A 23,674-nucleotide genomic window follows, 5' to 3' on the forward strand; every position below is an offset into this window, starting at 1 on the left:
CATGGCTGAAGACACTCAGGGTACAGACACGCCCACCACCGCCCCCATCAACGTTCCGGACAAGCCCGCCCTTGAGGGGCTGGAAGACGCCCTCACCCGGCGCTGGCTTGACGAAGGGACCTACAAGTTCAACCCGGACACCACCCGGGAGCAGGTCTACTCGATCGACACTCCCCCGCCCACGGCGTCGGGTTCGCTGCACGTCGGCCACATGTTCTCCTACACCCAGACCGACGTCCTGGCCCGCTACCAGCGCATGACCGGGAAGAACGTGTTCTACCCCATGGGCTGGGACGACAACGGCCTGCCCACCGAACGCCGCGTGCAGAACTACTACGGCGTGCGCTGCGACCCCACCACCGCGTACGACGCCGGATACCGTCCGCCGGCGGAGCCCGCGAAGAACCAGCGCGACTTCGACGTCGTCTCGCGCCGGAACTTCATCGAACTCTGCGAGGAACTCGCCGTCGAGGACGAGAAAGTCTTCGAGAACCTGTTCCAGACGCTCGGACTGTCCGTGGACTGGGACCTGACGTACCGCACCATCGATGACAAGTCCCGCGCCATCTCCCAGCGCGCCTTCCTGGCGAACCTCGCCGCCGGCGACGCCTACATGGCGGAGGCGCCCACCCTGTGGGATGTCACCTTCCGCACCGCCGTGGCCCAGGCCGAGCTCGAGGACCGCGAAGTCGCGGGCGCCTACTACCGCTACCCCTTCTTCACCGAAGACGGCGAGAAGATCTACATCGAGACCACCCGCCCGGAGCTGCTGGCCGCCTGCGCCGCCCTCGTGGCGAATCCCGACGACGAACGGTACCAGCCGCTGTTCGGCAAGAAGGTCACCTCCCCGCTGTTCGGCGTCGAGGTGGAGGTCAAGGCCCACCCGCTCGCCAAGGCGGACAAGGGCTCCGGCGTCGCCATGGTCTGCACGTTCGGTGACCTCACCGACGTCACCTGGTGGCGCGAACTCCAGCTGCCCACCCGCGCGATCGTGGGCCGCGACGGCCGCATCATCGGCGAGACCCCCGAGTGGATCACCACCGCCGAAGGCCGCGCCGCCTTCGAGGCGATCGCCGGCAAGACCGTCTTCAGCGCCAAGGAAGCAGTGGTCGAACAGCTCAACGCTGCCGGACTCCTCGACGGGGAGCCGAAGAAGATCATGCACCCGGTCAACTTCTTCGAAAAGGGCGACAAGCCCCTCGAAGTGGTGACCTCCCGCCAGTGGTACATCCGCAACGGCGGCCGGGACGCTGAACGCCGTGAGCGGCTCATTGCCCGCGGCCACGAGATCGACTTCCACCCGGCGTTCATGCGCTCACGCTACGAGAACTGGATCTCCGGGCTGAACGGCGACTGGCTCGTGTCCCGCCAGCGCTTCTTCGGTGTGCCGGTGCCGGTCTGGTACCCGCTGGACGCCGACGGCAACCCGGATTTCGCGGCCCCGATCGTTCCGTCCGACGCGCAGCTGCCCGTGGACCCCGCGGCGGACGCGGCCCCCGGGTACGAGGAGGCCCAGCGCGACGTGCCGGGCGGTTTCACCGGCGACGCCGACGTGCTGGACACCTGGGCGACGTCCTCGCTGACCCCGCAGATCGTGGGCGGCTGGAGCACCGACGAGGCGCTGTTCGCCAAGGTGTATCCCTTCGACGTGCGCCCGCAGGGCCACGACATCATCCGGACCTGGCTCTTCTCCTCCGCAGTGCGCGCCGACGCCCTGCAGGACTCCGCGCCGTGGAAGCACGCCGCGATTTCCGGCTGGATCCTGGACCCGGACCGGAAGAAGATGTCCAAGTCCAAGGGCAACGTGATCGTCCCGACCGACGTGCTCGAGGAGTACGGCTCGGACGCCGTCCGTTACTGGGCGGCCTCGGCCAAGCTCGGTGCGGACACGGCCTACGAAATCGCGCAGATGAAGATCGGCCGCCGCCTGGCCATCAAGCTCCTCAACGCCTCCAAGTTCGTCCTGAACCTGGGCGCCACCGAGGATTCTGTCGTGTCCGCGGACCTGTCCGTGCTGGGCAACCCCCTGGACCGGGCCGTGCTGGCGCAACTCTCCGAGGTGGGCGAGCAGGCCACAAAGGCGTTCGAAAGCTACGACTACGCCCGGGCCCTGCAGATCACGGAGAGCTTCTTCTGGCACTTCACCGATGACTACGTGGAGCTCATCAAGGACCGTGCCTACGGCGCCGCGGGCGAGGCCGAGCAGGCTTCCGTCCTCGCCGCGCTGGCGACGAGCCTGGACACGCTGCTGCGCCTCTTCGCCCCGTTCCTGCCCTTCGCCACGGAGGAAGTCTGGAGCTGGTGGCGCACCGGTTCGGTGCACCGTGCCGACTGGCCGGCCGCCGTCGCGGTCGACGGCGACACCACCCTCCTGGCCACAGTGGGCACCGCCCTGAGCGGTATCCGCAAGGCCAAATCGGAGGCCAAGGTCAAGCAGCGCACCGAGGTCCTGTCCGCGACCATCACGGCCTCGGAATCCCTCACCACGCAGCTGAAGGCCGGGCTGGGCGACCTCAAGGCCGCCGCCAACGCGCGGGAACTGACCCTGGTGGGCGGCGACGGCGAACTGGCTGTGAGCGACGTCGTCCTGGCGCCGGTCGAGCCGGCCGCCCAGTCCTAGCAGGCTGCGACAACCAGGCACGGGGCTTCCGCCCGGCTCAGGCCGGGCGGCGGCCCCGTTTTGTTGAACGGGGCTTTGCCTTCCGGGCGCCTTAGATCTCGAAGGAGGTCTCGAAGCGTGTCAGCACCGGCGGGGCGGCCAGGAGCTCTCCCAGCCCGCTCGCTCCCTCGCCTGCCCGCCAGGCGCGGTAGGCGGAGTCGTGCTCCAGTGAGGCCCACTGTTCCACGACGAGAAAGTGCGCCGGATCAGTGCTATCGACCAGCACATGGACACCGAGGCAGCCGTCAAACGCCCTTGTATCGGAGAGCATGTCGCGGAGAGCGGCAGGCGCTGTGGGCAGGTGTTCCGCTTTAAGGTTCAAGTCAAGGTGGGCAGTGATGGGCATGGCGCTCCAGAGTTCGCAGGTGGACACAGGACAGTACCGGCCGGATGTGTGGAAATCACGGCATCGTTGCCCTGTCATTGGAAGCAACAGCGGCGCAGTCGGGCTTGTTCCTTCGGCCCTGATCCGCGGGCCGGGTGCTTGCCTGTCTCTGCAAGGTCATAGCCCCGCCCCCTGACCAGTTTTTAGACTCTGACCAGTTTTTGGGCCCGACCAGGTTTTGGGCCCGACCAGGTTTTGGGCAAAGGGGAAGCCCCATCAGCGTTTTGCCGTTGGTGGGGCTTCGACTTTTCGATTGTCACGTGACGTCTTAGACAATCTGGCGGGATCCTTGGATTTCCAGGTCTTCCTACCTCGTCACTGGTAGCCATCATCTGACTTTGCCGAAGGCTGCGTCGGATGAGTGTCACTGAATCTTTGGTTCCTGCGTCCCTCTTCTTTCGAAGTGGGTAAGTTCCATTGTTGTCCCGCCGTTCCCGATGCACAAGAGCCCCGAAAGAACTACATCACAGTAATTCTTCCGGGGCTCTTGGCGGTCCGGGCAGGTGCCCGGCGCGGCGTCTACGGGCCTAGTCGAAGACCGGGCTTTCGGTCCGGCTGCGCTTGATTTCGAAGAAGTACGGGAACGACGCCAGGGTCACTGTGGCGTCCCAGATCCGGCCGGCTTCCTCGCCGCGCGGGATGCGGGTCAGGACCGGGCCGAAGAAGGCCGTGCCGTTGAAGGCGACGACGGGCGTGCCCACGTCCTGTCCGACCAGGGAGATGCCCGCCTCGTGGCTTGTCCGGAGCTGCGCGTCGAATTCGTCGCTCTGGCCGGCAGCCGCGAGCTCGGCCGGCAGTCCTGCCTCGGCCAGCGACTTGGCGATGACCTCGTCGATGTCCTTGTTGCCTTCGTTGTGGATCTTGGTGCCCATGGCGTCATAGAGCGGCTTGATGTACTGGGCACCGTGCTGTTCAGCGGCAGCAGTGATGACGCGGACGGGAGCCCACGCCTTCTTCATGAACTCCCGGTACTGCTCGGGGAGCTCGTCGCGGCCCTCATTGAGCACGGCGAGGCTCATCACGTGCCACTCGGTCTTGATGTCGCGGACTTCTTCCACCTCGCCGATCCAGCGGGAGGTCACCCAGGCAAAGGGGCACATCGGGTCGAACCAGAAGTCGGCTTTGTTGGTCTCGGCTGGGGTGGTCAGGGTTTCAGGCACAGGTGATCTCCTAAGGGAAGTCTGCTGGGGAAAGGTGCGCCACCGGCTCAGTGACCGGGCGCATCAAAGTTAACAGCGGCAGGCGCAGAACATTTATTCCGGATCAGGCGGATTTGCGGCGCTTGACGTCGTGGGCGATCATCGTCGGCGCTGCCTTGCTGGAGACGACGCCTTCTGTGATGACCACCGTGGCGATGTCGTCGCGGCTGGGCAGGTCGAACATCACAGGAAGCAGGACTTCCTCCATGATGGCGCGGAGCCCGCGGGCGCCGGTGCCGCGCTCGAGTGCCTGGTCGGCGATCGTGTTCAGCGCCTCGTCATCGAAGACCAGCTCGACGCCGTCAAGCTGGAACATCTTCTGGTACTGCTTCACGAGGGCGTTCTTGGGGGTGGACAGGATCTGGATGAGCGCGGCCCGGTCCAGATTGGACACCGTGGTGATCACCGGGAGGCGGCCGATGAACTCGGGGATGAGCCCGAACTTCAGCAGGTCCTCGGGCATGACCTCACCGTAGGAGTCGGTGTTGTTTTTGACCTCGTTGAGCGGGGCGCCGAAGCCGATGCCCTTGCGTCCGGACCGCGAGCCGATGATCTCCTCGAGCCCGGCGAAGGCGCCGGCCACGATGAACAGCACGTTGGTGGTGTCGATCTGGATGAATTCCTGGTGCGGGTGCTTGCGGCCGCCCTGCGGCGGAACGGAGGCGACCGTGCCTTCGAGGATCTTCAGCAGGGCCTGCTGCACACCCTCGCCCGAGACGTCCCGGGTGATGGAGGGGTTTTCGCTCTTTCGCGAGATCTTGTCGATCTCGTCGATGTAGATGATGCCCTGTTCAGCCTTCTTGACGTCGTAGTCGGCGGCCTGGATGAGCTTGAGGAGGATGTTCTCGACGTCCTCACCGACGTAGCCTGCTTCGGTCAGCGCGGTGGCATCGGCGACGGCGAAGGGTACGTTGAGGCGCCGCGCCAGGGTCTGCGCGAGGTACGTCTTGCCGCAGCCGGTGGGGCCGATCAGCAGGATGTTGGACTTGGCGATCTCCACGTCGTCGTGGTGGACGCCCTCGGCGAGGCTGCCGCTCTTGGGGGCGTGGCCGGCCTGGATGCGCTTGTAGTGGTTGTAGACGGCGACGGCGAGCGAGCGTTTGGCGGGCTCCTGGCCGATCACATATTCCTGCAGGAAGTCGAAGATCTCGCGGGGCTTGGGCAGCTCGAAACTTCCCAGGTCAGCTACTTCAGCGAGTTCTTCTTCAATGATCTCGTTGCAGAGTTCAATGCACTCGTCGCAGATGTAGACGCCGGGCCCGGCAATAAGCTTCCGAACCTGCTTCTGGCTCTTTCCGCAGAAAGAACACTTCAGCAGATCCGTGCTCTCGCCAATCCGAGCCATATGTGAACCCCTTTTAGTATCTTGCTGCCGCCTGTGACATGTTCCACTCTAGGTCACTTTAGGCCGGTTGGGTGGAATGCCGACACCGGGGCGGCCACTTAAAGTGGGCCGCACCGGCGTCGGAAACTGCTTGTTACTTACTTGTTGCGCTACTTGGCAATGGCCTGGGGCTTCATCTTGCGGGAATCCAGCACCTGGTCGATCAGGCCGTACTGCATGGCCTCGGCTGCGGTGAGGATCTTGTCGCGCTCGATGTCGTTGTTGACCTGCTCCGGCGTCCGGCCGGAGTGCTTGGCCAGCGTGTCTTCGAGCCAGGAGCGCATCCGCATGACCTCGGCGGCCTGGATTTCCAGGTCCGAGGCCTGCCCGCCCTGGCCGCCTGACAGCGACGGCTGGTGGATGAGCACGCGGGCGTTCGGTAGGGCAAGACGCTTTCCGGGCGTGCCGGCCGCGAGCAGCACGGCTGCGGCGCTGGCGGCCTGGCCGAGGCAGACGGTCTGGATCTCCGGGCGGATGTACGTCATGGTGTCGTAGATCGCCGTCATGGCAGTGAAGGAGCCGCCCGGGGAATTGATGTAGAGCGTAATGTCGCGGTCCGGGTCGGTGGACTCGAGCACCAGCAGCTGCGCCATCACGTCGTCGGCGGAAGCGTCGTCGACCTGGACACCCAGGAAGATGATGCGGTCCTCGAACAGCTTGGTGTACGGGTCCTGGCGCTTGAAGCCGTAAGGCGTCCGCTCTTCGAACTGCGGCAGCACGTAGCGGCTGCTCGGCAGGTTACCGGCAGTCGAACCGAAGTTGTAGTTCATGTTCATTGCTCCTGAATTCATTGCTGTCTACGTGCCGGTCAGTTCTCGGTGGCTGCGTCGGTGGAGCCGCTGCCGTTGGCGTTCGTTCCGCCGCCGCCGGCCACGGACCCGGCGTGCGCCGCGATCTTGTCGAAGAAGCCGTATTCGAGGGCTTCCTTGGCCGTGAACCACTTGTCGCGGTCGTTGTCCTTGAGGATGGTCTCAACCGACTGGCCGGTCTGGTCGGCAGTGAGTTCGGCCATGACCTTCTTCATGTGCAGGATGAGCTCGGCCTGGATCTTGATGTCCGAGGCCGTGCCGCCGATGCCGCCGGAGGGCTGGTGCATCAGGATGCGGGCGTTGGGGGTGGCGTAGCGCTTGCCCTTGGTGCCGGAGGAGAGCAGGAACTGTCCCATCGAGGCGGCAAGGCCGGTGGCGACGGTGACGACGTCGTTCGGGATGAACTGCATGGTGTCGTAGATGGCCATGCCGGCGGTGACGGAGCCGCCCGGCGAGTTGATGTAGAGGTAGATATCCTTCTCGGGGTTCTCGGCCGAGAGGAGCAGCAGCTGCGAGCAGATCGCGTTGGCGTTCTCGTCGCGGACCTCGGAGCCGAGCCAGATGATGCGCTCTTTCAGCAGGCGGTTGTAAATGTAGTTATCCTGGGCGGCCGGATCGACAGTAGCCATCCGGGGTGCCCCTGCTTGCTGTGACATGTGTACTTACCTCTCGCTGGCGACGGTGACGCCACTGGACGACATCACTGAACTTTCCTACATGGACACTAACGGTTTTCCGGCCCGCTTTGTGCTCAGGCGCGGGGCTGTTCGCTGACGGCGCACGATTGCCCGGGAGGGTTCATCGTGGGCTTAAAAAGCCGCACCCCCGGATCATGGATCCGGGGGTGCGGGCGGGAACTGCAGGAGCAGGAAGTGTTAGAACTTCACTGCTGCCGGGTCATCATTCTTGGCGGTGGCAGCTTCCTCGGAAGCGGCTTCCTCGACGTCGTCTTCGGTCCCGGCTACTGCCTCAACCGGCGCCTCTTCGCCGCCGGGGCGGACGAAGTCGCTGAGGTCAACCTTGTTGCCCTCGGAGTCGGTGACCTCGGCCTGGCCCAGGACGACGGCCAGTGCCTTGCGGCGGCGGACCTCGGAAACCATCATGGGGACCTGGCCGCTCTGATCGATGATCTGGGCGAACTGGTTCGGGTCCATGCCGTACTGGCCGGCGGTGGTGACGATGTAGTCGATCAGCTCGTTCTGGCTGACGTTGACTTCTTCCTTTTCCGCGATGGCGTCGAGGATGATCTCGTTCTGGAAGGCGCGCTCGGTGTTGGCCTTGACCTCGGCGCGGTGCTCCTCGGTGTCGTGCTCGCCTTCGCCGTGGGCGTTCTCGGCGTTGAAGTGCTGCTCGAGCTGCTCTTCGACGACGGATTCCGGGACGGGAACCTCTACGAGCTCAACGAGCTTGTCGAGCACCTTGTCGCGGGCTTCGACGCCCTGCTCGACGACCTTGGACTCTGCGGCCTGCTTGGCGAGGTCCTCGCGCAGCTCGGCCAGCGTGTCGAATTCGGAGGCCAGCTGGGCGAAGTCGTCGTCAGCCTCGGGAAGCTCGCGCTCCTTGACGGACTTGACCACAACCTTGACCTGTGCGGACTCGCCGGCGTGCTCGCCGCCCACGAGGGTGGTGTCGAAGATGGCGTCCTCGTCGGCGCTGAGGCCGGTGACGGCTTCGTCAAGGCCTTCGAGCATGGTGCCGGCGCCGACCTGGTAGGACAGGCCGGCAGCGGAATCAACCTCGGCGCCGTCGATGGAGGCGGTGATGTCGATCGTCAGGAAGTCCTTGTCGGCTGCCGGGCGGTCGATGGACTTCAGCGTGCCGAAGCGGCCGCGCAGTTCGTCCAGGGCCTTGTCGACGTCGGCGTCGGTGGACTCGGCGGCTGCGACCTCGACCTTGATGCCGGCGTAGTCAGGCAGTTCGATCTCGGGGCGGACGTCAACCTCGGCGTGGAACTTGAGTTCACCGTCAGTGGCGGAGGGGTCCGGAACCTCGGTGATTTCGACCTCGGGACGGCTCAGCGGGCGGATGCCGGTTTCCTGCACGGCAGCCTGGTACCAGCCGTTGAGGCCGTCGTTGATGGCCGTCTCCAGCACGTAGCCGCGGCCAACGCGCTGGTCGATGAGCTTGGAGGGGACCTTGCCCTTGCGGAAGCCGGGGACCTGGATCTGCGAAGCAACAGTCTTGTATGCCTCTGCGATGCTGGGCTTCAATTCCTCAAAGGGGACCTCAACATTGAGCTTGACCCGCGTGGGGGTGAGGTTCTCGACAGCGCTCTTCACAGTCTAAGTACTCCTGGTTTTAGGGGGTGGGGTTCTGCACCGCCAAAGCCTGGCGGTACTCGCAGAGTCGGGGTGACAGGATTTGAACCTGCGACTTCCTGCTCCCAAAGCAGGTGCTCTAGCCAAGCTGAGCTACACCCCGTAAGTGCACAGAACAGTCTACGGTCATATTGTGCCGGTTTGCACATTTGACAGCGGGGCCCTGAATTGGGTTTAGTTGTATCCGGCTTCAACAGCCGCCCGGAAGTTTTGCAGGAAAGTTCCTGCGAATACCCCGGGGACGTAGCTTAATGGTAAAGCCTCAGTCTTCCAAACTGATTACGCGGGTTCGATTCCCGTCGTCCCCTCCGAAATATGACGAAAAAAAGCCCCTCCGCGGAGGGGCTTTTTTTTGTGTCCGGGTCCAGCGGCCGGCACCGGGACCGCGGCGCCTGCCCAGGCTTCTTCGGCCTGGACGCGGACCGGGGCCACTTTGACACGGACACGCCGCTGATAGCCGGGCCAAAGCCGGGAACCGCGGCCAAAGGCGCCCCGGAGGGACGCCGGCACATGCCCTCCTGCGTCAGCCATGCTGACAGGACGGGCACCAGTAGAGCTTCCGGGCGCCGAGATCCGTCAGGGCCACCGGCGTGCCGCAGTCGCGGCAGTCCAGTCCCTGCCGCCGGTAGACGAAGTGGGACTGCTCCGGGGCGGGCAGGAGGCCGCGGGGTCCGCCGGCCGCGGGCACGCCGCCGTCGGACGCGGTCCAGTAGCTTGGCGGTGTGGTGATGATCCGGCCGTCGCGGACGCCGTCGGACATCATGGCGACCGTGTCGTCCCAGAGCCGCCGGGCCGCCTCCGTGGAGAGTCCCTTCCCGGGCAGCCACGGGTCCAGGCCCTGCCGGAACAGCAGTTCGGCGCGGTAGACATTCCCGACGCCGGCAATCACCTTCTGGTCCATCAGCAGGGCGGCGAGCGGCGTGCGTTTGGCCAGGACCGCGGCGGTGAAGGAGTCCCGGTCGCCGGGAAGGTTCCGCAGCGGGTCCGGGCCGAGCCGCGCCAGCACGGCCCCGGCCTCCGCGTCCGTGATCGTTTCGCACGTGGTCGCGCCGCGGAGATCGGCCCAGCCGTGGGCGCCTGCGAGCCGGACGCGGACGGCCCCGACCGGTGCGGGCGGGCCCGCGTACGCCCCGGCCGGCCCGGCAGCATCCCCACCGACGGCGTCGTACTCTTCCCGCTCCCCCACCTTGCGGGGCGCTCCGATGCTGGACGCGCCACGGAAGCCGTCGTCGCCACCGAAGTCCCAGGCGCCGTAGAGGCCGAGGTGGACGTGCAGGAACAGCCCGTGCTCGAACTCCAGGAAGAGGTGTTTACCGTGCGCCACGGAGCCGACGAGGGTGTGGCCGTCCAGCAGCGCCGCGCCCTGGGTGAACCGGCCCTGCGGGCTGGAGACGGCGAGCCGCTCCCCCATGAAAACGTCCCCGAACTGGCGGGCCAGCCGGTGGACGGAATGCCCTTCCGGCACTACTCGATGACCTCGCCGGTGCGTTCGTAGGCGGCGATCTTGCCGATCCGGCGGACATGGCGTTCGTCGTTGCTGAAGGGTTCGGCCAGGAACGCTTCGATGATTTCGGTGGCCTCGGCAACGCTGTGCTGGCGGCCGCCGACGGCGACCACGTTGGCGTCGTTGTGCTCACGCGCGAGCTTGGCGGTGGACAGGTTCCAGGCCAGCGCGGCGCGGGCGCCCTTGACCTTGTTGGCGGCGATCTGCTCGCCGTTGCCGGAGCCGCCCAGCACGATCCCGAGGGCGTTGGTGCCGGCTTCCTGGTCCGCCACCACCGCGAGGGCGGCGTTGATGCAGAAGGACGGGTAGTCATCCAGGGCGTCGTAGGCCTGGGGTCCGTGGTCGACCACGTCGTAGCCCTTTGCGGTGAGGTGGCTGACGAGGTGGGCGCTGAGTTCCATGCCGGCGTGGTCGGTGGCGATGTGCACGCGCGGGAAGTCGGAGGGGGTCACGGCGTATCCGTTCAGTCGGGCAGTCCGGTGCGGTCACGTGGGCTGCTGGTGCAGGGTGGGGGCTGTTCCCAGCCTACTAGGGCACGGGCCGGGAGGCTTGTTCGGCCGGCGTCCCGGGCTTCACACGTCGGCGGCGTCGCCGGTCCGGCGCGCCCGGGCGGCCACCCGCGAGATCACCTGCGCGACGTTGTCCGCGGTCGTGGCACTGCCGCCGCTGACGGTCAGGGTCCGCCCGTCCGAGCGGTCGACGACGACGGCGGGCCCGCTGCTGACCAGCAGGGCGGTCGCCGAGCCGTGGCTCCGGTAGCCCCAGCCGCCGTAGTCCGCAGCCCTGACCTCTTTCGGCGTCGCCGCCGAGATCGCAGCGGCCGGCACGTCCATGACCCGGACGAACCCCGCGGCGAAGACCCGCAGGCCGCTGCGGTCCACCCGGATGCGGGCGAACAGGCAGGCGGCGGCCAGCAGGGCCAGGGCGACCAGGAGGGCGCCCAGCCAGGGCACCGCGATCGTGAGGAGGGCGGCGGGAAGCAGGGTGGCGATCCCCAGCATCACGAAGACCGAACTGCGGGCGTGGACCCACAGGCTCACGGAATCGCGGGCCAGGTCGGGATCGAGTTCACGGGCCAGGGCTTCCGCCATGGCACGGTCGTCGTCCGTGGACCAGCGCTCGTCGGCTTTGAAGACGAAGCCCATGACGACGCCCAGGCCCAGGGCGGCGCCGCTGCCCATGGCGAGCACGGCGACGTCCACCTGCGACTGGCCGGGGTCTTCCAGTCCGAGCTGGCCAACCAGCACCGCGGCGAGGACGGTGGCGATGAAGAGGGTCACGAACAGTCCGGTCCCCATCATGATCCGGCGCATGATGGCCGGCCGGGAGAGCGGGACCGCCTGCACCAGCACGGCCCAGCCGATCAGCACGATCATGGCCGCACCGACCCCCACGACAGCCCCGAACGGCGCAAAGTCGACGGCGGCTCCCCCGGCCCAGCGGACCGCCAGCGGCTCGGGCAGATCGGGCCGGATCAGGAAAGCGCACACCGTAAACCCGGCTGCAAGCATCAGGGGGAACCCCACGGCGAAGCGCAGCGCCCTCGCGTCGACGGAGTCTCGAAGCTTTCCCATATCCCCAACGCTACTCTGGGATCCTGCACCGGGCGGCCCGGCGTCCGGTAACTTGGTGTGACCCAGGCAACTTGCCAAGCGCCGCAGAAGTGAAAGAATAATTTCACAGTATCGAGTTCCCACCCCTAAGCATCCTTGGAGGCCCCCCTTTGCCCGGAATGAACCTGACGCGCGCCGAAGCACGCGAGCGCGCCGACCTGATCGCCGTCGACTCCTACGAGGTCGAACTCGACCTGACCCGCGGGGAAAAAGTGTTCGGCACCACCACCGCCGTGAAGTTCACGGCCACGCCGGGGTCCTCGACCTTCATCGACGCCGTCACCGACGCCGTGCAGAGCGTGACCCTGAACGGCGTCGAACTTGACCCGGCGGAGGTGTCCGACGGCGTCCGCATCCAGCTGCCGGACCTCGCAGCGGACAACGAGCTGCTGGTCGTCGCCGAGGCCCCGTACATGAACACGGGCGAAGGGCTCCACCGCTTCGTGGACCCGGTGGACCAGGAGGTCTACCTCTACACGCAGTTCGAGGTTCCGGATTCCCGGCGGATGTTCGCCGTGTTCGAACAGCCCGACCTCAAGGCCAGCTTCACGTTCACGGTCATCGCGCCCTCGCACTGGGAAGTCATCTCCAACTCCCCCACCCCGGTGCGGGTCGAGACCATCCCCGGCGCCGACGGCGGCGCCCGCTCCGTCTGGGAATTCACTCCCACACCGCGGCTCTCGTCCTACGTCACGGCCCTGATCGCCGGGCCGTACCAGTCCGTCCGCAGCGAAGTGGTCTCCGCCGACGGGAAGGTCACCCCGCTGGGAGTCTTCGCCCGCAAATCGCTCATGCAGTACCTGGACGCGGACAACATCTTCGAACTCACCCGCCAGGGCTTCGAGTTCTTCGAGGCCCAGTTCGGCTGCCCGTACCCGTTCGAGAAGTACGACCAGCTCTTCGTCCCCGAGTTCAACGCCGGGGCCATGGAAAACGCCGGGGCCGTGACCATCCTGGAAGGCTACGTCTTCCGCAGCAAGGTCACCGACGCCCAGGTGGAGCGCCGCGCCATCACCGTGCTGCACGAGCTCGCGCACATGTGGTTCGGGGACCTCGTGACGATGCGCTGGTGGAACGACCTCTGGCTCAACGAGTCCTTCGCCGAGTACATGTCCCACCTGGCCGCCGTGGAAAACACCGCATTCGACCACGCCTGGACCACCTTCGCCTCGGTGGAGAAGTCCTGGGCCTACCGCCAGGACCAGCTCCCCACCACGCACCCGATCTTCGCCGAGATCAACGACCTCGAGGACGTCGAGGTGAACTTCGACGGCATCACGTACGCCAAGGGCGCCTCAGTGCTCCGACAGCTCGTCGCCTGGGTGGGTCCTGAGGAGTTCATGTCCGGTGTCCGCGAGTACTTCCGCAAGCACGCCTGGCAGAACACCGAGCTCAGCGACCTGATGGCCGAACTCGAAAAGGCCAGCGGCCGCGACCTGGACGAGTGGGGCCGGCTCTGGCTGGAGACCGCCGGCGTCAACACGCTCAAGCCCGAGCTGTCCGTGGGCCCGGACGGCAAAATCACCTCCTTCGCGATCCTGCAGTCCGCCACCGAGGGCCAGCCCACCCTCCGCCCGCACCGGCTCGCCGTCGGGTTCTACAACCTCAACGGCTCCGGGAAGCTGGAGCGCGTCCACCGCGAGGAGCTCGACGTCGACGGCGGGCGCACCGACGTGCCGGCCCTGGCCGGACTGGCGCAGCCGGACCTGATCCTGCTGAACGACGACGACCTCGCCTACGCCAAGGTCCGTCTTGACCCGGCTTCCCTGGCCACCGCCACGGCGCATCTGAAGGACTTCGGCCAGAGCCTTCCCCGCACCCTGGTGTGGGGCTCGGCCTGGGATGCGGCCCGCGACGGCGAAACCCCTGCCCGCGGCTACGTGGAACTGATCCTGGCCAACATCGCCGAGGAATCCGATTCCTCCGTGATCCTGGTCCAGCTGCGCCAGCTGGCCACCACACTGAATTTTTATGTGGCCGCGGAACACAAGGAAGCCACGGCGGTCGCCGCCGCGGACCGGCTCTGGGACCTCGCGTCGAGCGTCCCGGCCGGCTCCGACGCGCAGCTGCAGTTCGTCAAGTCCTACGCCCTGCTGGCACGCAGCGCGTCCCAGCTGGACACCGTGTCCGGCTTGCTGGAGGGCGGCCTGACGCTGGAGGGCCTGGCCGTGGACCAGGACCTGCGGTGGGAGCTGATCACCTCCCTCGTGGCCGGCGGCCGCGCCGGGCAGGAGCAGATCGACGCCGAGCTCGAGCACGACAACACCGCCACCGGCCAGAACGCTGCGGCCCTCGCGACGGCCGCGATTCCGACGCCGGAGGCCAAAGCCGCCGCCTGGGCCTCGATTGTGGTCAAGGGCGATCTGTCCAACGCGCTCCAGGGCTCGGCCGTCACCGGCTTCACCCGGGTGCTGGACACGTCCCTGCTGGAGCCGTACGCCGAGAAGTACTTCGACGCCGTCCCGGGCATCGTCAAGGAACGCACCCACGCGCTGGCGCAGCAGATCGTCGTCGGGCTCTACCCTGCGCAGCTGACCACGCAGGCGACCGTCGACCGGACCGATGAATTCCTGGCCGCCCTGCCGGAGGACAGCGCGGCCCTGCGGCGGATGATGCTGGAGAACCGCGACGGCGTGGCCCGCGCCCTGCGCGCCCGCCAGGCCGACGCCGGGTAGGCATCTGCCTCCGGAACCCAAGGAACCCCGGCGCCCCTGTGTGGCGCCGGGGTTCCTTCGTTCTAGGCTGGACCCATGAGCCTCGATGAGCACCGCTATGCGCTGACAGTCCGCTGGACCGGGAACCTTGGCGAGGGGACGGCGTCGTACCGCGGCTATTCCCGGGACCACGACATCGAGATCCCCGGGCTGCCCGTGCTGCAGGGCTCGGCGGACCCGACCTTCCACGGCGACCGGACCCGCTACAACCCGGAACAGCTGCTGCTGGCGGCACTGTCCCAGTGCCACATGCTGTCCTTCCTGCACGTCGCCGTGAAGCAGGGCGTCGTGGTGACGGCGTACGAGGACCGGGCCGAGGGACTGATGCGGACCAACCGGGACGGCAGCGGGCAGTTTGAATCGGTGACGCTCAAGCCCCGGGTGACCCTGGCGGCTCCGGCGGCGGAGGAACTCATGGAGGAACTGCACGCCGGGGCGAACGCGGTCTGCTTCATCGCCCGGAGCGTCAACTTCCCGGTGCTGCACGAGCCGAGCACTGTGGTCGAGAGCCCAGCGGGCTGAGCACGTTCCGCAGGCCCGGTCAGTCGAGTCCGGCTGGGGCCCCTGCCCTGTACTCGGCCAGGATCCGGACTTCCGTCTCCGGGCTCATCCCGGCCTTGCGTTCGCGGCCGAGCCCGCGGCTGCGCTCATCCGAGAGGGTGTCCCGCAGCGTGTCCATCCAGGGCCGCGTGCGCAGACCGGCGGCACGGGCCGCGGCATTGCTGCGGGTCGCGAAACCGTCGTGGCCCGGCGGCAGCCACAACGGCATCGAGTCCGGACCGGCCCAGTAGTTCGCACCGTGTGCCGCCAGCCAGTCCTCCGGTGCGACGACGACGTCCGCTTCGCCCTCGGCGAGCTGCCGGGATTCCTCGAGGTAGGCGGCAAACGGCACCGGCTCGCCGACGGCGTTCAGCGCCCCGGTGATTCCGTCTTCGGCCGCGGTGAGGATCCAGGCAGCGAGGTCGCGGACGTCGATGATCTGGGTGGCGTCCGTGGGGATGTCCGGGACCAGGACCGGATCGGCGTCCCGGGCGAAGCGCGCCGGCCAGTACCCGTAGCGGTCCGAACCGTCGCCCGGGCCGCCGATGAGCCCGGCCCGGCAGAGGTGGGCCCTGTCCCCGGCGAGCTCCGCGGTCCAGTGCTCGATCGCGGACTTCGCTTCGCCGTAGTTCCCGGCGCTGAGCTCCGTGCCGGGCGCGAGCGGCGCCAGGACGCCGGCGTCTTCGGCCGCCCCGGCCACGGAATGGTCTGCGTAGACGGAGCAGCTGGAGACGAAGGTCCAGTGCCGGGCAGAGCCGGCAAGCGCCTCGAGCGCCTCCCGCGCCTGGCCGGGGTCCCGCGACACGTCGACGACGGCGTCCCACGCGCCGCCGGAGGCAGCGCCCTCCGAGGCGGCTGCGTAGGCGGCCGCGCCCTGCGAACGGTCCGCCCGCAGCCAGGTGGCGCCGTCGGGCGGGGCGGAAACCGTTCCGCGCGCCAGGCAGGTGACGTCGTGCCCGCCGGCCACGGCCTGCCGGGCAATTTCTGCGGAGAGGAAGGCGGTGCCGCCGAGAACCAGGATGCGCATGGGGCCACGGTACGGCGCTAATGTTGAATGAGACCAGAGCGTTATGCGCCCGGCGAACGCCGGCCGCCCCTCAGGACGCACAGCCCGGCGCTACCGGCCGGCAACAGAAACACAGCTACAAGGAGTACCCCCGCCGATGTTCAGCATGACCACCGAACCCATCACCCCGCCCGACATGTCGGCCGTGTCGGAGATCAACGTGGCGGGTGTCCTCATCAGCCTGGGGGTCGGCATCGCCCTGTGGCTGGCGGCCTCCTTCGTGATCTCCGTCATTACCAAGCGCATCGCCGCGGGATCCACTTTCTTCAAGAAGCCGTACTTCCGCTGGGCCGCTCCCGCGCTCCGCGCGCTGGAGCACGAGCGCCGGGTCCAGCGGGCCCACACCATCGGAGCGCTGCTCCGGAGCGTCGTCGGCGTCCTCATCTCCGTCCTCACCAGCGTGTACGTGCTCAAGAACCTGAACGTGGACGTCGCGCCGATCCTGACCAGCGTCGGGATCCTCGGTATCGCCATCGGCTTCGGCGCCCAGCAGCTGATCCGGGACTTCCTGGCCGGCATCTTCATCACCATCGAAGACCAGTACGGCATCGGCGACGTCATCGAAACCTCCGAGGTGGTGGGCACGGTGGAGGCCATGAACCTGCGGATCACCCGGGTCCGGGCGGAGGACGGCACCATCTGGTACCTGCGCAACGGCGAAATCCTGCGCGTGGGCAACCGCTCCCAGGGCACCTACATTCCGCCCGTAACACCGCCGGAGGGCGGGGCGGACAGTGCCCCCCAGCAGAAGGCCGGAGAATAGAGGCATGACAATTCCCAGCGCCGGCGAACCCCGCCAGCCCAAGCAGCTCCTGCAGAACGACCCGTTCAGCCAGCCCGGCTACACGGACAACTTCTACGACGCCGTGGGCGGCCACAAGACCTTCGTGAAGCTCATCGACGTGTTCTACGACGGCGTGGCGGCCGATCCGCTGCTGCGGCCGATGTACCCGGAGGAGGACCTGGGCCCCGCGAAGCGGCGCTTCCTGATGTTTCTCGAGCAGTACTGGGGCGGCCCGACGACGTACGGCGAGGAGCGCGGCCATCCCCGGCTGAGGATGCGCCACATGCCGTTCCAGGTCACCCCCGAAGCGAAGGACCGCTGGCTGCTCCACATGCGTACCGCGGTGGATTCCCTGGACCTCCCGCCCCTGTATGAGGGGACCCTCTGGGACTACATGGAGCGTGCGGCGCTGTCCATGGTGAACAGCCCGTCCACGGCCTGACAGCCGACATGGAAAGACCCCGGAGGCACTTGGGGGAATGCCTCCGGGGTCTTTCTGCGTTCAGAATACCCGGCAGGGTATTGGGCGGCAAGTTCCCCGCAGTTAGAATCCCGCCGAGGCAGTCTGCGAACGCCGTAGGGTATGTCGCATGCCGATAATTCGCGAGGACTCCACAGATGACCGGGCCGCCCTTGCCGCGCTCAGGGCGACGTGGGCAGCAGAGCAGCAACCGGGCCTCGACGACGATCCGGACTTCGACGCCGTCTACAGCGGCTGGTTGGAGGCCAACCCTCGAAAGTTCTTTGTTGCCGAGGTGGACGGCGAACTGGTCGGGATGCTGAACCTGATGATCTTCGAGCGGATGCCGAAGCCCGGGAAGCACCCCTCCCGGTGGGTCTATCTCGGCAACGTCTATGTGCTGCCGGACTTCCGGAATGCCGGAATCGGAGCCCGGCTGGTGCGGGCGGCGATTGAGTTCTCGCAGAGCATCAAGGCCGCGCGGATGGTGCTTTCGCCGTCTCCGGCCTCACGCAACTTCTATGCCCGGCTGGGCTTCCAGGCGGCCGACGAGCTTCGCGTCCTCCGGTTCTGACGTGGTGCCACAGACCGTCGTTACAGCGGAAGGTCGAGTCCCGAGCCAGTGCGGGCCAGGACGTGCCCGCGGTCACCGCTGAGGCGGAACCAGCGTCCGGCCCGGTAGAGCTGCTGTTCGCCGTCGGCCAGGAAGCCGAGGGTGAGGGCCGCGAAGGCCGCCCCCAGCGGGAGCCCGGCGGCTCCCGGCAGCTCCCTCCCCCAGACCGTGGCGCGGGCGTTGTTGACGATCAACGCGCCGGGTTTGTCCGGAATGATGGCGGCGATCTCTGTGATGCCGGCCTCGGCGGACTGGCGCAGCGCGGAATCCTGCAGCGTGCCGACGGCTTCCCATCCGCCCCGCGGGGCCCCGACGCCGGCCCAGGATTCGGTGACGGTTACCGGCGGCAGCGGCAGCTCGACGTCGTTCTCCCCGGCACGTGCCAGCCGGTCCAGCACCGCAGAGATCGGCACGGTGACATCCGTGTCCGCCGGCCGGGCCAGGGCCATGGTCCGCAGTCCGAGGATGGTGGGCGTCGACTCCCCCAGCAGCCGCGGCCGCAACACGCAGACGTAGGCGGCGAGCACGGGGCCGGACGCCTGGAGGCGGATCGCGCCGTCGTCGATCGATTTGGCGCGGGTGGCGAAAGTGCGCAGATCGGCGAGGTCGCGGGGATCGGTGAACTGGAGGGGCTGGGTGAGGACGTCAGACACAATCTCGACTCTACCGGCTGTGCCTCTTTGGGACGGCGCCGGAGTGACGTCTAGAGTCGAACCATGACTGAAGCCGAAGCCGGATTGCAGGGGCCGCCGACACAGGACCCCACCTCCTCACTCCTCCAATTGCTGAACCTCGGGGAGCTCGAGGGTGCCCGGACGGACGAGGACATTTTTATGGGCCCGTCGCAGCAGCAGCCCCGGCACCGCGTGTTCGGCGGCCAGGTGCTGGCGCAGTCGCTGATCGCCGGGAGCCGGACCGTTCCTGAGGGTCGCGGCGTGCACTCCATGCACGGCTATTTCCTGCGTCCGGGGGACGCCAACCAACCCATCACCTTCGGCGTCCAGCGGCTCCGGGACGGCCGCTCGTTCTCGGCGCGGCGCGTGCACGCGTACCAGGAGGGCATGCCCATCCTGTCCATGATCGCGTCCTTCCAGGACGAGGACGAGGGGATCGAGCACCAGACCGAAATGCCGGCCGGCATTCCCGGGCCGGAGTCGCTGCCCAGCACGGCTGATCTTCTGGGCAAGTACGACCACCCGGTGGCCCGTCACTGGGCTTACGAGCGGCCTTTCGATATCCGGCACGTCGACCCGGCCCTGTACGTCTCGGCCAAGGGCGACAAGGAACCGCGCAACGCGGTCTGGATGAAGACGTTCGGGCCGATGCCGGATGATCCGGAGCTGCACCGGGCGGCCCTGGCCTATGCGAGCGATTACACGATTTTGGAGTCCATCCTCCGCAAGCACGGGATGAGCTGGATTACCCCGGGCATGTCGGTGGCCAGCCTGGACCACGCCATGTGGTGGCACCGTCCCCTCCGCGTGGACGAGTGGCTGCTCTACGTGCAGGAGTCCCCCAGCGCCCAGGGCGCCCGCGGCCTGGCCACCGGCAAAATCTTCAGCCGAGACGGCGTCCACGTGGCCACGGTGGCGCAGGAGGGCATGATCCGGATTCCGACGGACCTCAAAAACAAGGTCAAGGGCGCCGTCCAGTCCAAGGTCCTGCAGCACCAGATGCGCAAGGCTGACCGCGGCTAATCCGCGGCGCCACCTGCACGCCGCTGGCATGCGGAAGGCCGGCTCCCTTGCGGGAGCCGGCCTTCGTTTTGCACTTCGTGCCTCGCGGACTAGTCGCGGGTGAGGCGGCGGTGGGTCACGCGGTGCGGCTTGGCCGCATCCGGGCCCAGGCGCTCGATCTTGTTCTCCTCGTAGGATTCGAAGTTGCCCTCGAACCAGTACCACTTGGAGGGGTTCTCCTCGTCGCCTTCGTAGGCCAGGATGTGGGTGGCCACCCGGTCCAGGAACCAGCGGTCGTGCGAGACCACGACGGCGCAGCCCGGGAATTCGAGCAGGGCGTTTTCGAGGCTGCTGAGCGTCTCGACGTCGAGGTCGTTAGTCGGCTCGTCGAGGAGCAGCAGGTTTCCGCCCTGCTTGAGGGTCAGTGCCAGGTTCAGGCGGTTGCGCTCACCACCGGAGAGAACACCGGCCTTCTTCTGCTGATCCGGGCCCTTGAAGCCGAAGGCGGCGACGTAGGCGCGGGACGGCATTTCGACGTGGCCGACCTGGATGTAGTCGAGGCCGTCGGAGACGACCTCCCACAGGGTCTTGTTCGGGTCGATGCCGCCGCGGCTCTGGTCCGCGTAGGAGATCTTGACGGAGTCACCGATCTTCAGCTCGCCGCCGTCGAGGGGCTCGAGCCCGACGATGGTCTTGAACAGGGTGGTTTTGCCGACGCCGTTGGGGCCGATGACGCCGACGATGCCGTTGCGCGGCAGGGTGAAGGACAGCCCGTCGATCAGGGTGCGGTCCTCGAAGCCCTTCTGCAGGTTCTTCGCCTCCAGGACGAGGCCGCCCAGGCGCGGTCCCGGCGGAATCTGGATCTCTTCGAAGTCCAGCTTGCGGGTGCGGTCGGCCTCGGCAGCCATCTCCTCATAGCGGGCCAGGCGGGCCTTGGACTTGGTCTGGCGTCCCTTGGCGTTGGAGCGGACCCACTCGAGTTCCTCAGTGAGCCGTTTGGCCTGCTTGGCGTCCTTCTTGCCCTGGACTTCCAGACGGGCGCGCTTCTTCTCGAGGTACGTGGAGTAGTTGCCCTCGTACGGGTACAGGTGGCCGCGGTCCACTTCGGCGATCCACTCGGCCACGTGGTCGAGGAAGTACCGGTCGTGGGTGACGGCGAGGACGGCGCCGGGGTATGCGGAGAGGTGCTGCTCGAGCCAGAGCACGCTCTCAGCGTCGAGGTGGTTGGTGGGCTCGTCGAGGAGCAGCAGGTCCGGCTTCTGGAGCAGGAGCTTGCAGAGGGCGACGCGGCGGCGCTCACCACCGGAGAGCAAGGTGACGTCGGCTTCGGGCGGCGGGCAGCGGAGGGCGTCCATGGCCTGCTCAAGCTGGGAATCGAGGTCCCAGGCATCGGCCGCGTCGATCGCTTCCTGCAGCTGACCCATTTCCTCAAGGAGGACATCGTAGTCAGCGTCGGGGCTGGCCATCTCTTCGGAGATCTCGTTGAAGCGCTGGATCTTGCCGAAGATCTCGCCGACGCCCTCTTGGACGTTGCCCAGGACGGTCTTGTCCTCGTTCAGCGGCGGCTCCTGCAGCAGGATACCGACGGTGTAGCCGGGGCTGAGCCGGGCTTCACCGTTCGACGGCGTGTCCAGACCGGCCATGATCTTGAGAATGGTGGACTTACCTGCACCATTCGGTCCGACGACGCCGATCTTGGCCCCCGGGAAGAAGGACATGCTTACGTCATCGAGGATAAGTTTTTCGCCAACGGCCTTGCGGGCCTTGGTCATTGTGTAGATAAATTCCGCCATGGGTACAAATCTAGTGGTTCAGCCGGGATAACTCACATTCATGGGGTCCTGATGTCCACCCGCCGGCGGACAGGATGCGGCCTCAGCCGCCGCACCCCGGCTGCGGGTGCCCTGTCAGGCGGCTGCCCCTTTCAGTTCGCCCGTCTCCTGGTCGAGTTCTTCCGCCTCGCCGCTGACGTCATTGATGAAAACCGTGTGGGATCCGGCCCCGTCGCCGGCGCTGTCGTCGCTGTGTCCTTCCTGCGACTCGTCATCCTCCTGGCTTTCACGGCCGCTGTCTGGGAAGGCCGGGGCCGACCCGGGCTGTCCGGCAGCGTCCTGGGGGCCGTTGGTGGCGGTGCGGATGAAGTTGGCGGACCCCCACATGAGGTCGTGGCCGACGGACTCGGCGGCGATCTCGGCCACGTGGTAGATCCGGCCGTCATTTTCCCAGCTCCTCATTTTGAGCCGCCCCATAACGATGACCCGCTGGCCCTTCTTGATACTGCAGCCGATGTTTCCCGCCAATTGCCGGTAGCCCTGGACGGTGAACCAGTTGGTGTTCCCGTCCACCCAGGCGTCCTTGGCGCGGTCGTAGCGCCGGTCGGTTGAGCCCAGCCGGAACGACGCCGTCGCCACGCCGCCCGGCGTCGTCGAACTCTTGGGCTCCGTGGCGACGAAGCCGCGGACCGTGATGTTGTCACTCATGCTTATGTCCTGTCTCGAAATGTCGTGCCCTAGCAGGCCCCTTCAGCTTCGCGCCGCGGACGGACCTGCGCGAGGGCCCGGGCGCGCCATGTGGAAAACCCTGACATCAGACAGCCGCAGGGCACGGTAAGCTTTTTGAGGCGTCCCCCGGCAGCTGCCGGGCTGGTACGCCGGCATGCCCCAGTAGCTCAGGGGATAGAGCAGCGGCCTTCTAATCCGCCGGTCGGGGGTTCGATTCCCTCCTGGGGCACCAGAGTGCGGCTCTGGCCTGCCGGAACATTCCGCAGGTCAGGGCCGCGATCCCCCGGGCCAGGTGCCTGCAATCGCGGCGGCCGCTAGATCCACTTGTTGCGCTTGAACGTCCAGTACAGCACCAGGCCCATACCGATCATCAGGCCAAGCGCCATCGGGTAGCCGAAAACCCAGTCAAGTTCAGGCATGCTGCGGAAATTCATCCCATAGATGGTGCCTATCAGCGTCGGCGCAAACAGGATGGCCGCCCACGACGATATCCGCTTGACCTGCTCGTTCTGGGCGAAGCTCGACTCCGTCAGCAGCCGCATTTCGTCGTTCTGCCGCTGCGCCACCAGCGCCGCATTCACGGCGAGCGCATTCTGCAGCAGGGCGCGGAAGGCGGCGATGCGTTCGCTCAGCCGCAGCACATGGTCCAGGACGTCCCGATAGTGGTCCTGCAGCTCGGGAAGGGGCTGATGGTCCGGCGTTTCGGCCATCAGCGACTGCAGGATGGTTATCAGCGGAGCCGTCGCCCGCTGGAACATGATGACCTGGCGGGAGAGCTCGTAGATCCGCCGGGACACGCCCGGGTCCGCGGCGAAGAGGTCGTCCTCGATCTCGTCGACGTCGTTTTCCAGGCCGGCAACAACAGGCTCGTACTCATCCACGACCTGGTCCAGGATCGCGTAAAGCACAGCGTCCGGACCGAGGGCAAGAAATGCGGGCTGGGACTCCATCCGGTGGCGCACCCGGGCCAGATCCGGCGATTCGGCCCGGCGCACCGTAACCACGAAGTCCGCCCCGCGGAAGACATGGATCTCGCCGAACTCAACCTTTTCCAGATGGTCCAGATACCGGGCGGGGCGCAGGACCAGGAAAAGTGTTTCGCCGTAGTGTTCCAGCTTGGCCCGCTGGTGCCCGGCGAGCGCATCGTCCACGGCCAGGTGGTTGAGATCGAATTCTTCGGCCACGGAATGCAGCTCTTCGGCATCGGGCCGGTAGAGCCCGATCCAGGCCATGCCCTGGCGCTGCCGCAACACGAAGTACGTCTCGTCCAGGCTCTCCGGGTCCGCTGTCCGGTATCCGTCCACGTAGACGGCGTTGTCGACAATGCTCACGCCCGCGCCTCCTCCACAAGGCATTCCCTGGCTGCGACGCTATACCGTCGCCCGCCCCGTGCCAACAGCCCCGGCTTCCTGTGGGCCATCGCCGTCCGGCAGGTTCCTCCAGCGCGAT

General features: G+C 67.0%; 21 protein-coding genes and 3 tRNA genes. 9 read left to right on the forward strand and 15 right to left on the reverse strand.

What is annotated here, in order from left to right; genetic code table 11:
- Position 1 precedes the first annotated feature (1 nt).
- Complete coding sequence (valS, locus tag AC1DC5_RS08875; RefSeq protein ID WP_476864887.1) at positions 2-2,620, forward strand: valine--tRNA ligase; 2,619 nt, start codon at positions 2-4, stop codon at positions 2,618-2,620.
- A 91-nt stretch (positions 2,621-2,711) separates the two neighbouring features.
- On the opposite strand, the gene AC1DC5_RS08880 is transcribed toward valS, so the two are convergent.
- From AC1DC5_RS08880 to AC1DC5_RS08910, 7 genes are all read right to left on the reverse strand, one after another.
- Positions 2,712-3,005, reverse strand: a complete 294-nt coding sequence (locus AC1DC5_RS08880; protein ID WP_476864888.1) for a putative quinol monooxygenase — start codon at positions 3,003-3,005, stop codon at positions 2,712-2,714.
- A 566-nt stretch (positions 3,006-3,571) separates the two neighbouring features.
- Positions 3,572-4,204: a mycothiol-dependent nitroreductase Rv2466c family protein gene (locus tag AC1DC5_RS08885; protein WP_476864889.1), complete on the reverse strand. Its 633-nt coding sequence runs from the start codon at positions 4,202-4,204 to the stop codon at positions 3,572-3,574.
- A 103-nt stretch (positions 4,205-4,307) separates the two neighbouring features.
- Positions 4,308-5,588, reverse strand: a complete 1,281-nt coding sequence (clpX, locus tag AC1DC5_RS08890) for an ATP-dependent Clp protease ATP-binding subunit ClpX (protein ID WP_476864890.1) — start codon at positions 5,586-5,588, stop codon at positions 4,308-4,310.
- Between the two features lie 149 nt (positions 5,589-5,737).
- Positions 5,738-6,397, reverse strand: coding sequence for an ATP-dependent Clp protease proteolytic subunit (locus AC1DC5_RS08895; protein WP_441406673.1), 660 nt, complete (start codon positions 6,395-6,397; stop codon positions 5,738-5,740).
- Positions 6,398-6,435: 38 nt separating this feature from the next.
- Positions 6,436-7,065 (reverse strand): ATP-dependent Clp protease proteolytic subunit, encoded by a 630-nt coding sequence (locus AC1DC5_RS08900; protein ID WP_476864998.1) that lies wholly within the window; start codon positions 7,063-7,065, stop codon positions 6,436-6,438.
- A gap of 246 nt (positions 7,066-7,311) precedes the next feature.
- Complete coding sequence (gene tig, locus AC1DC5_RS08905; protein WP_476864891.1) at positions 7,312-8,715, reverse strand: trigger factor; 1,404 nt, start codon at positions 8,713-8,715, stop codon at positions 7,312-7,314.
- A 67-nt stretch (positions 8,716-8,782) separates the two neighbouring features.
- Positions 8,783-8,857 (reverse strand) — tRNA-Pro (locus AC1DC5_RS08910).
- A 134-nt stretch (positions 8,858-8,991) separates the two neighbouring features.
- On the opposite strand from AC1DC5_RS08910, the gene AC1DC5_RS08915 reads away from it, so the two are divergent.
- Positions 8,992-9,062 (forward strand) — tRNA-Gly (locus tag AC1DC5_RS08915).
- A 215-nt stretch (positions 9,063-9,277) separates the two neighbouring features.
- On the opposite strand, the gene AC1DC5_RS08920 is transcribed toward AC1DC5_RS08915, so the two are convergent.
- From AC1DC5_RS08920 to AC1DC5_RS08930, 3 genes are all read right to left on the reverse strand, one after another.
- Positions 9,278-10,219: an Fpg/Nei family DNA glycosylase gene (locus AC1DC5_RS08920; protein WP_476864892.1), complete on the reverse strand. Its 942-nt coding sequence runs from the start codon at positions 10,217-10,219 to the stop codon at positions 9,278-9,280.
- The gene (locus AC1DC5_RS08925; RefSeq protein ID WP_441406621.1) at positions 10,219-10,710 is read right to left on the reverse strand and encodes a ribose-5-phosphate isomerase; all 492 of its coding nucleotides are present in this window, start codon (positions 10,708-10,710) and stop codon (positions 10,219-10,221) included. Before AC1DC5_RS08925 ends, AC1DC5_RS08920 begins: the two co-directional genes overlap by 1 nt.
- A 120-nt stretch (positions 10,711-10,830) precedes the next feature.
- Positions 10,831-11,832, reverse strand: coding sequence for a hypothetical protein (locus tag AC1DC5_RS08930; protein ID WP_441406622.1), 1,002 nt, complete (start codon positions 11,830-11,832; stop codon positions 10,831-10,833).
- Between the two features lie 158 nt (positions 11,833-11,990).
- On the opposite strand from AC1DC5_RS08930, the gene pepN reads away from it, so the two are divergent.
- Both pepN and AC1DC5_RS08940 read left to right on the forward strand, forming a co-directional pair.
- Complete coding sequence (gene pepN, locus AC1DC5_RS08935; protein ID WP_476864893.1) at positions 11,991-14,546, forward strand: aminopeptidase N; 2,556 nt, start codon at positions 11,991-11,993, stop codon at positions 14,544-14,546.
- A gap of 75 nt (positions 14,547-14,621) precedes the next feature.
- A complete protein-coding gene (locus tag AC1DC5_RS08940; protein WP_441406623.1) occupies positions 14,622-15,107 on the forward strand; it encodes an OsmC family protein in 486 nt (161 codons plus the stop codon).
- A gap of 19 nt (positions 15,108-15,126) precedes the next feature.
- Here AC1DC5_RS08940 and AC1DC5_RS08945 read toward each other — a convergent pair whose 3' ends face one another.
- Positions 15,127-16,152, reverse strand: a complete 1,026-nt coding sequence (locus AC1DC5_RS08945) for a Rossmann-fold NAD(P)-binding domain-containing protein (RefSeq protein ID WP_441406624.1) — start codon at positions 16,150-16,152, stop codon at positions 15,127-15,129.
- Positions 16,153-16,288: 136 nt separating this feature from the next.
- Here AC1DC5_RS08945 and AC1DC5_RS08950 point away from each other — a divergent pair, with 136 nt between their 5' ends.
- The 3 genes from AC1DC5_RS08950 (at position 16,289) to AC1DC5_RS08960 (ending at position 18,009) form a co-directional block, all read left to right on the forward strand.
- Positions 16,289-16,954 carry a mechanosensitive ion channel family protein gene (locus AC1DC5_RS08950; protein ID WP_441406625.1) on the forward strand — a complete coding sequence of 222 codons (666 nt, stop codon included), beginning with the start codon at positions 16,289-16,291 and terminating at the stop codon, positions 16,952-16,954.
- A 4-nt stretch (positions 16,955-16,958) separates the two neighbouring features.
- Positions 16,959-17,417: a globin gene (locus AC1DC5_RS08955; RefSeq protein ID WP_441406626.1), complete on the forward strand. Its 459-nt coding sequence runs from the start codon at positions 16,959-16,961 to the stop codon at positions 17,415-17,417.
- 148 nt (positions 17,418-17,565) lie between these two features.
- Positions 17,566-18,009, forward strand: coding sequence for a GNAT family N-acetyltransferase (locus AC1DC5_RS08960; protein ID WP_441406627.1), 444 nt, complete (start codon positions 17,566-17,568; stop codon positions 18,007-18,009).
- Positions 18,010-18,029: 20 nt separating this feature from the next.
- On the opposite strand, the gene AC1DC5_RS08965 is transcribed toward AC1DC5_RS08960, so the two are convergent.
- Positions 18,030-18,701 (reverse strand): DUF8185 domain-containing protein, encoded by a 672-nt coding sequence (locus AC1DC5_RS08965; RefSeq protein ID WP_441406628.1) that lies wholly within the window; start codon positions 18,699-18,701, stop codon positions 18,030-18,032.
- A 63-nt stretch (positions 18,702-18,764) separates the two neighbouring features.
- Here AC1DC5_RS08965 and AC1DC5_RS08970 point away from each other — a divergent pair, with 63 nt between their 5' ends.
- Positions 18,765-19,745: an acyl-CoA thioesterase gene (locus tag AC1DC5_RS08970; RefSeq protein WP_441406629.1), complete on the forward strand. Its 981-nt coding sequence runs from the start codon at positions 18,765-18,767 to the stop codon at positions 19,743-19,745.
- Between the two features lie 89 nt (positions 19,746-19,834).
- Here the strand turns inward: AC1DC5_RS08970 and ettA are convergent, their stop codons facing one another.
- Positions 19,835-21,517 (reverse strand): energy-dependent translational throttle protein EttA, encoded by a 1,683-nt coding sequence (gene ettA, locus AC1DC5_RS08975; protein ID WP_441406630.1) that lies wholly within the window; start codon positions 21,515-21,517, stop codon positions 19,835-19,837.
- A gap of 114 nt (positions 21,518-21,631) precedes the next feature.
- The gene (gene ssb / locus AC1DC5_RS08980) at positions 21,632-22,204 is read right to left on the reverse strand and encodes a single-stranded DNA-binding protein (protein ID WP_441406631.1); all 573 of its coding nucleotides are present in this window, start codon (positions 22,202-22,204) and stop codon (positions 21,632-21,634) included.
- A gap of 177 nt (positions 22,205-22,381) precedes the next feature.
- Here ssb and AC1DC5_RS08985 point away from each other — a divergent pair.
- A tRNA-Arg gene (locus tag AC1DC5_RS08985) sits at positions 22,382-22,457 on the forward strand.
- A gap of 82 nt (positions 22,458-22,539) precedes the next feature.
- Here AC1DC5_RS08985 and AC1DC5_RS08990 read toward each other — a convergent pair.
- Positions 22,540-23,556: a magnesium and cobalt transport protein CorA gene (locus AC1DC5_RS08990; RefSeq protein WP_441406632.1), complete on the reverse strand. Its 1,017-nt coding sequence runs from the start codon at positions 23,554-23,556 to the stop codon at positions 22,540-22,542.
- Positions 23,557-23,674 lie beyond the last annotated feature (118 nt).

The organism is Arthrobacter sp. 10L424 (assembly GCF_056395325.1).

Coding starts and splice junctions, on each gene's coding strand:
- AC1DC5_RS08895 (WP_441406673.1), bottom strand. CDS start 6,397: ATGAACTACAACTTCGGTTCGACTGCCGGTAACCTGCCGAGCAGCCGC.
- AC1DC5_RS08970 (WP_441406629.1), top strand. CDS start 18,765: ATGACTGAAGCCGAAGCCGGATTGCAGGGGCCGCCGACACAGGACCCC.
- AC1DC5_RS08955 (WP_441406626.1), top strand. CDS start 16,959: ATGACAATTCCCAGCGCCGGCGAACCCCGCCAGCCCAAGCAGCTCCTG.
- AC1DC5_RS08930 (WP_441406622.1), bottom strand. CDS start 11,832: ATGGGAAAGCTTCGAGACTCCGTCGACGCGAGGGCGCTGCGCTTCGCC.
- AC1DC5_RS08880 (WP_476864888.1), bottom strand. CDS start 3,005: ATGCCCATCACTGCCCACCTTGACTTGAACCTTAAAGCGGAACACCTG.
- AC1DC5_RS08900 (WP_476864998.1), bottom strand. CDS start 7,065: ATGGCTACTGTCGATCCGGCCGCCCAGGATAACTACATTTACAACCGC.
- valS (WP_476864887.1), top strand. CDS start 2: ATGGCTGAAGACACTCAGGGTACAGACACGCCCACCACCGCCCCCATC.
- ettA (WP_441406630.1), bottom strand. CDS start 21,517: ATGGCGGAATTTATCTACACAATGACCAAGGCCCGCAAGGCCGTTGGC.
- pepN (WP_476864893.1), top strand. CDS start 11,991: ATGAACCTGACGCGCGCCGAAGCACGCGAGCGCGCCGACCTGATCGCC.
- AC1DC5_RS08950 (WP_441406625.1), top strand. CDS start 16,289: ATGTTCAGCATGACCACCGAACCCATCACCCCGCCCGACATGTCGGCC.
- AC1DC5_RS08945 (WP_441406624.1), bottom strand. CDS start 16,152: ATGCGCATCCTGGTTCTCGGCGGCACCGCCTTCCTCTCCGCAGAAATT.
- clpX (WP_476864890.1), bottom strand. CDS start 5,588: ATGGCTCGGATTGGCGAGAGCACGGATCTGCTGAAGTGTTCTTTCTGC.
- AC1DC5_RS08940 (WP_441406623.1), top strand. CDS start 14,622: ATGAGCCTCGATGAGCACCGCTATGCGCTGACAGTCCGCTGGACCGGG.
- AC1DC5_RS08960 (WP_441406627.1), top strand. CDS start 17,566: ATGCCGATAATTCGCGAGGACTCCACAGATGACCGGGCCGCCCTTGCC.
- ssb (WP_441406631.1), bottom strand. CDS start 22,204: ATGAGTGACAACATCACGGTCCGCGGCTTCGTCGCCACGGAGCCCAAG.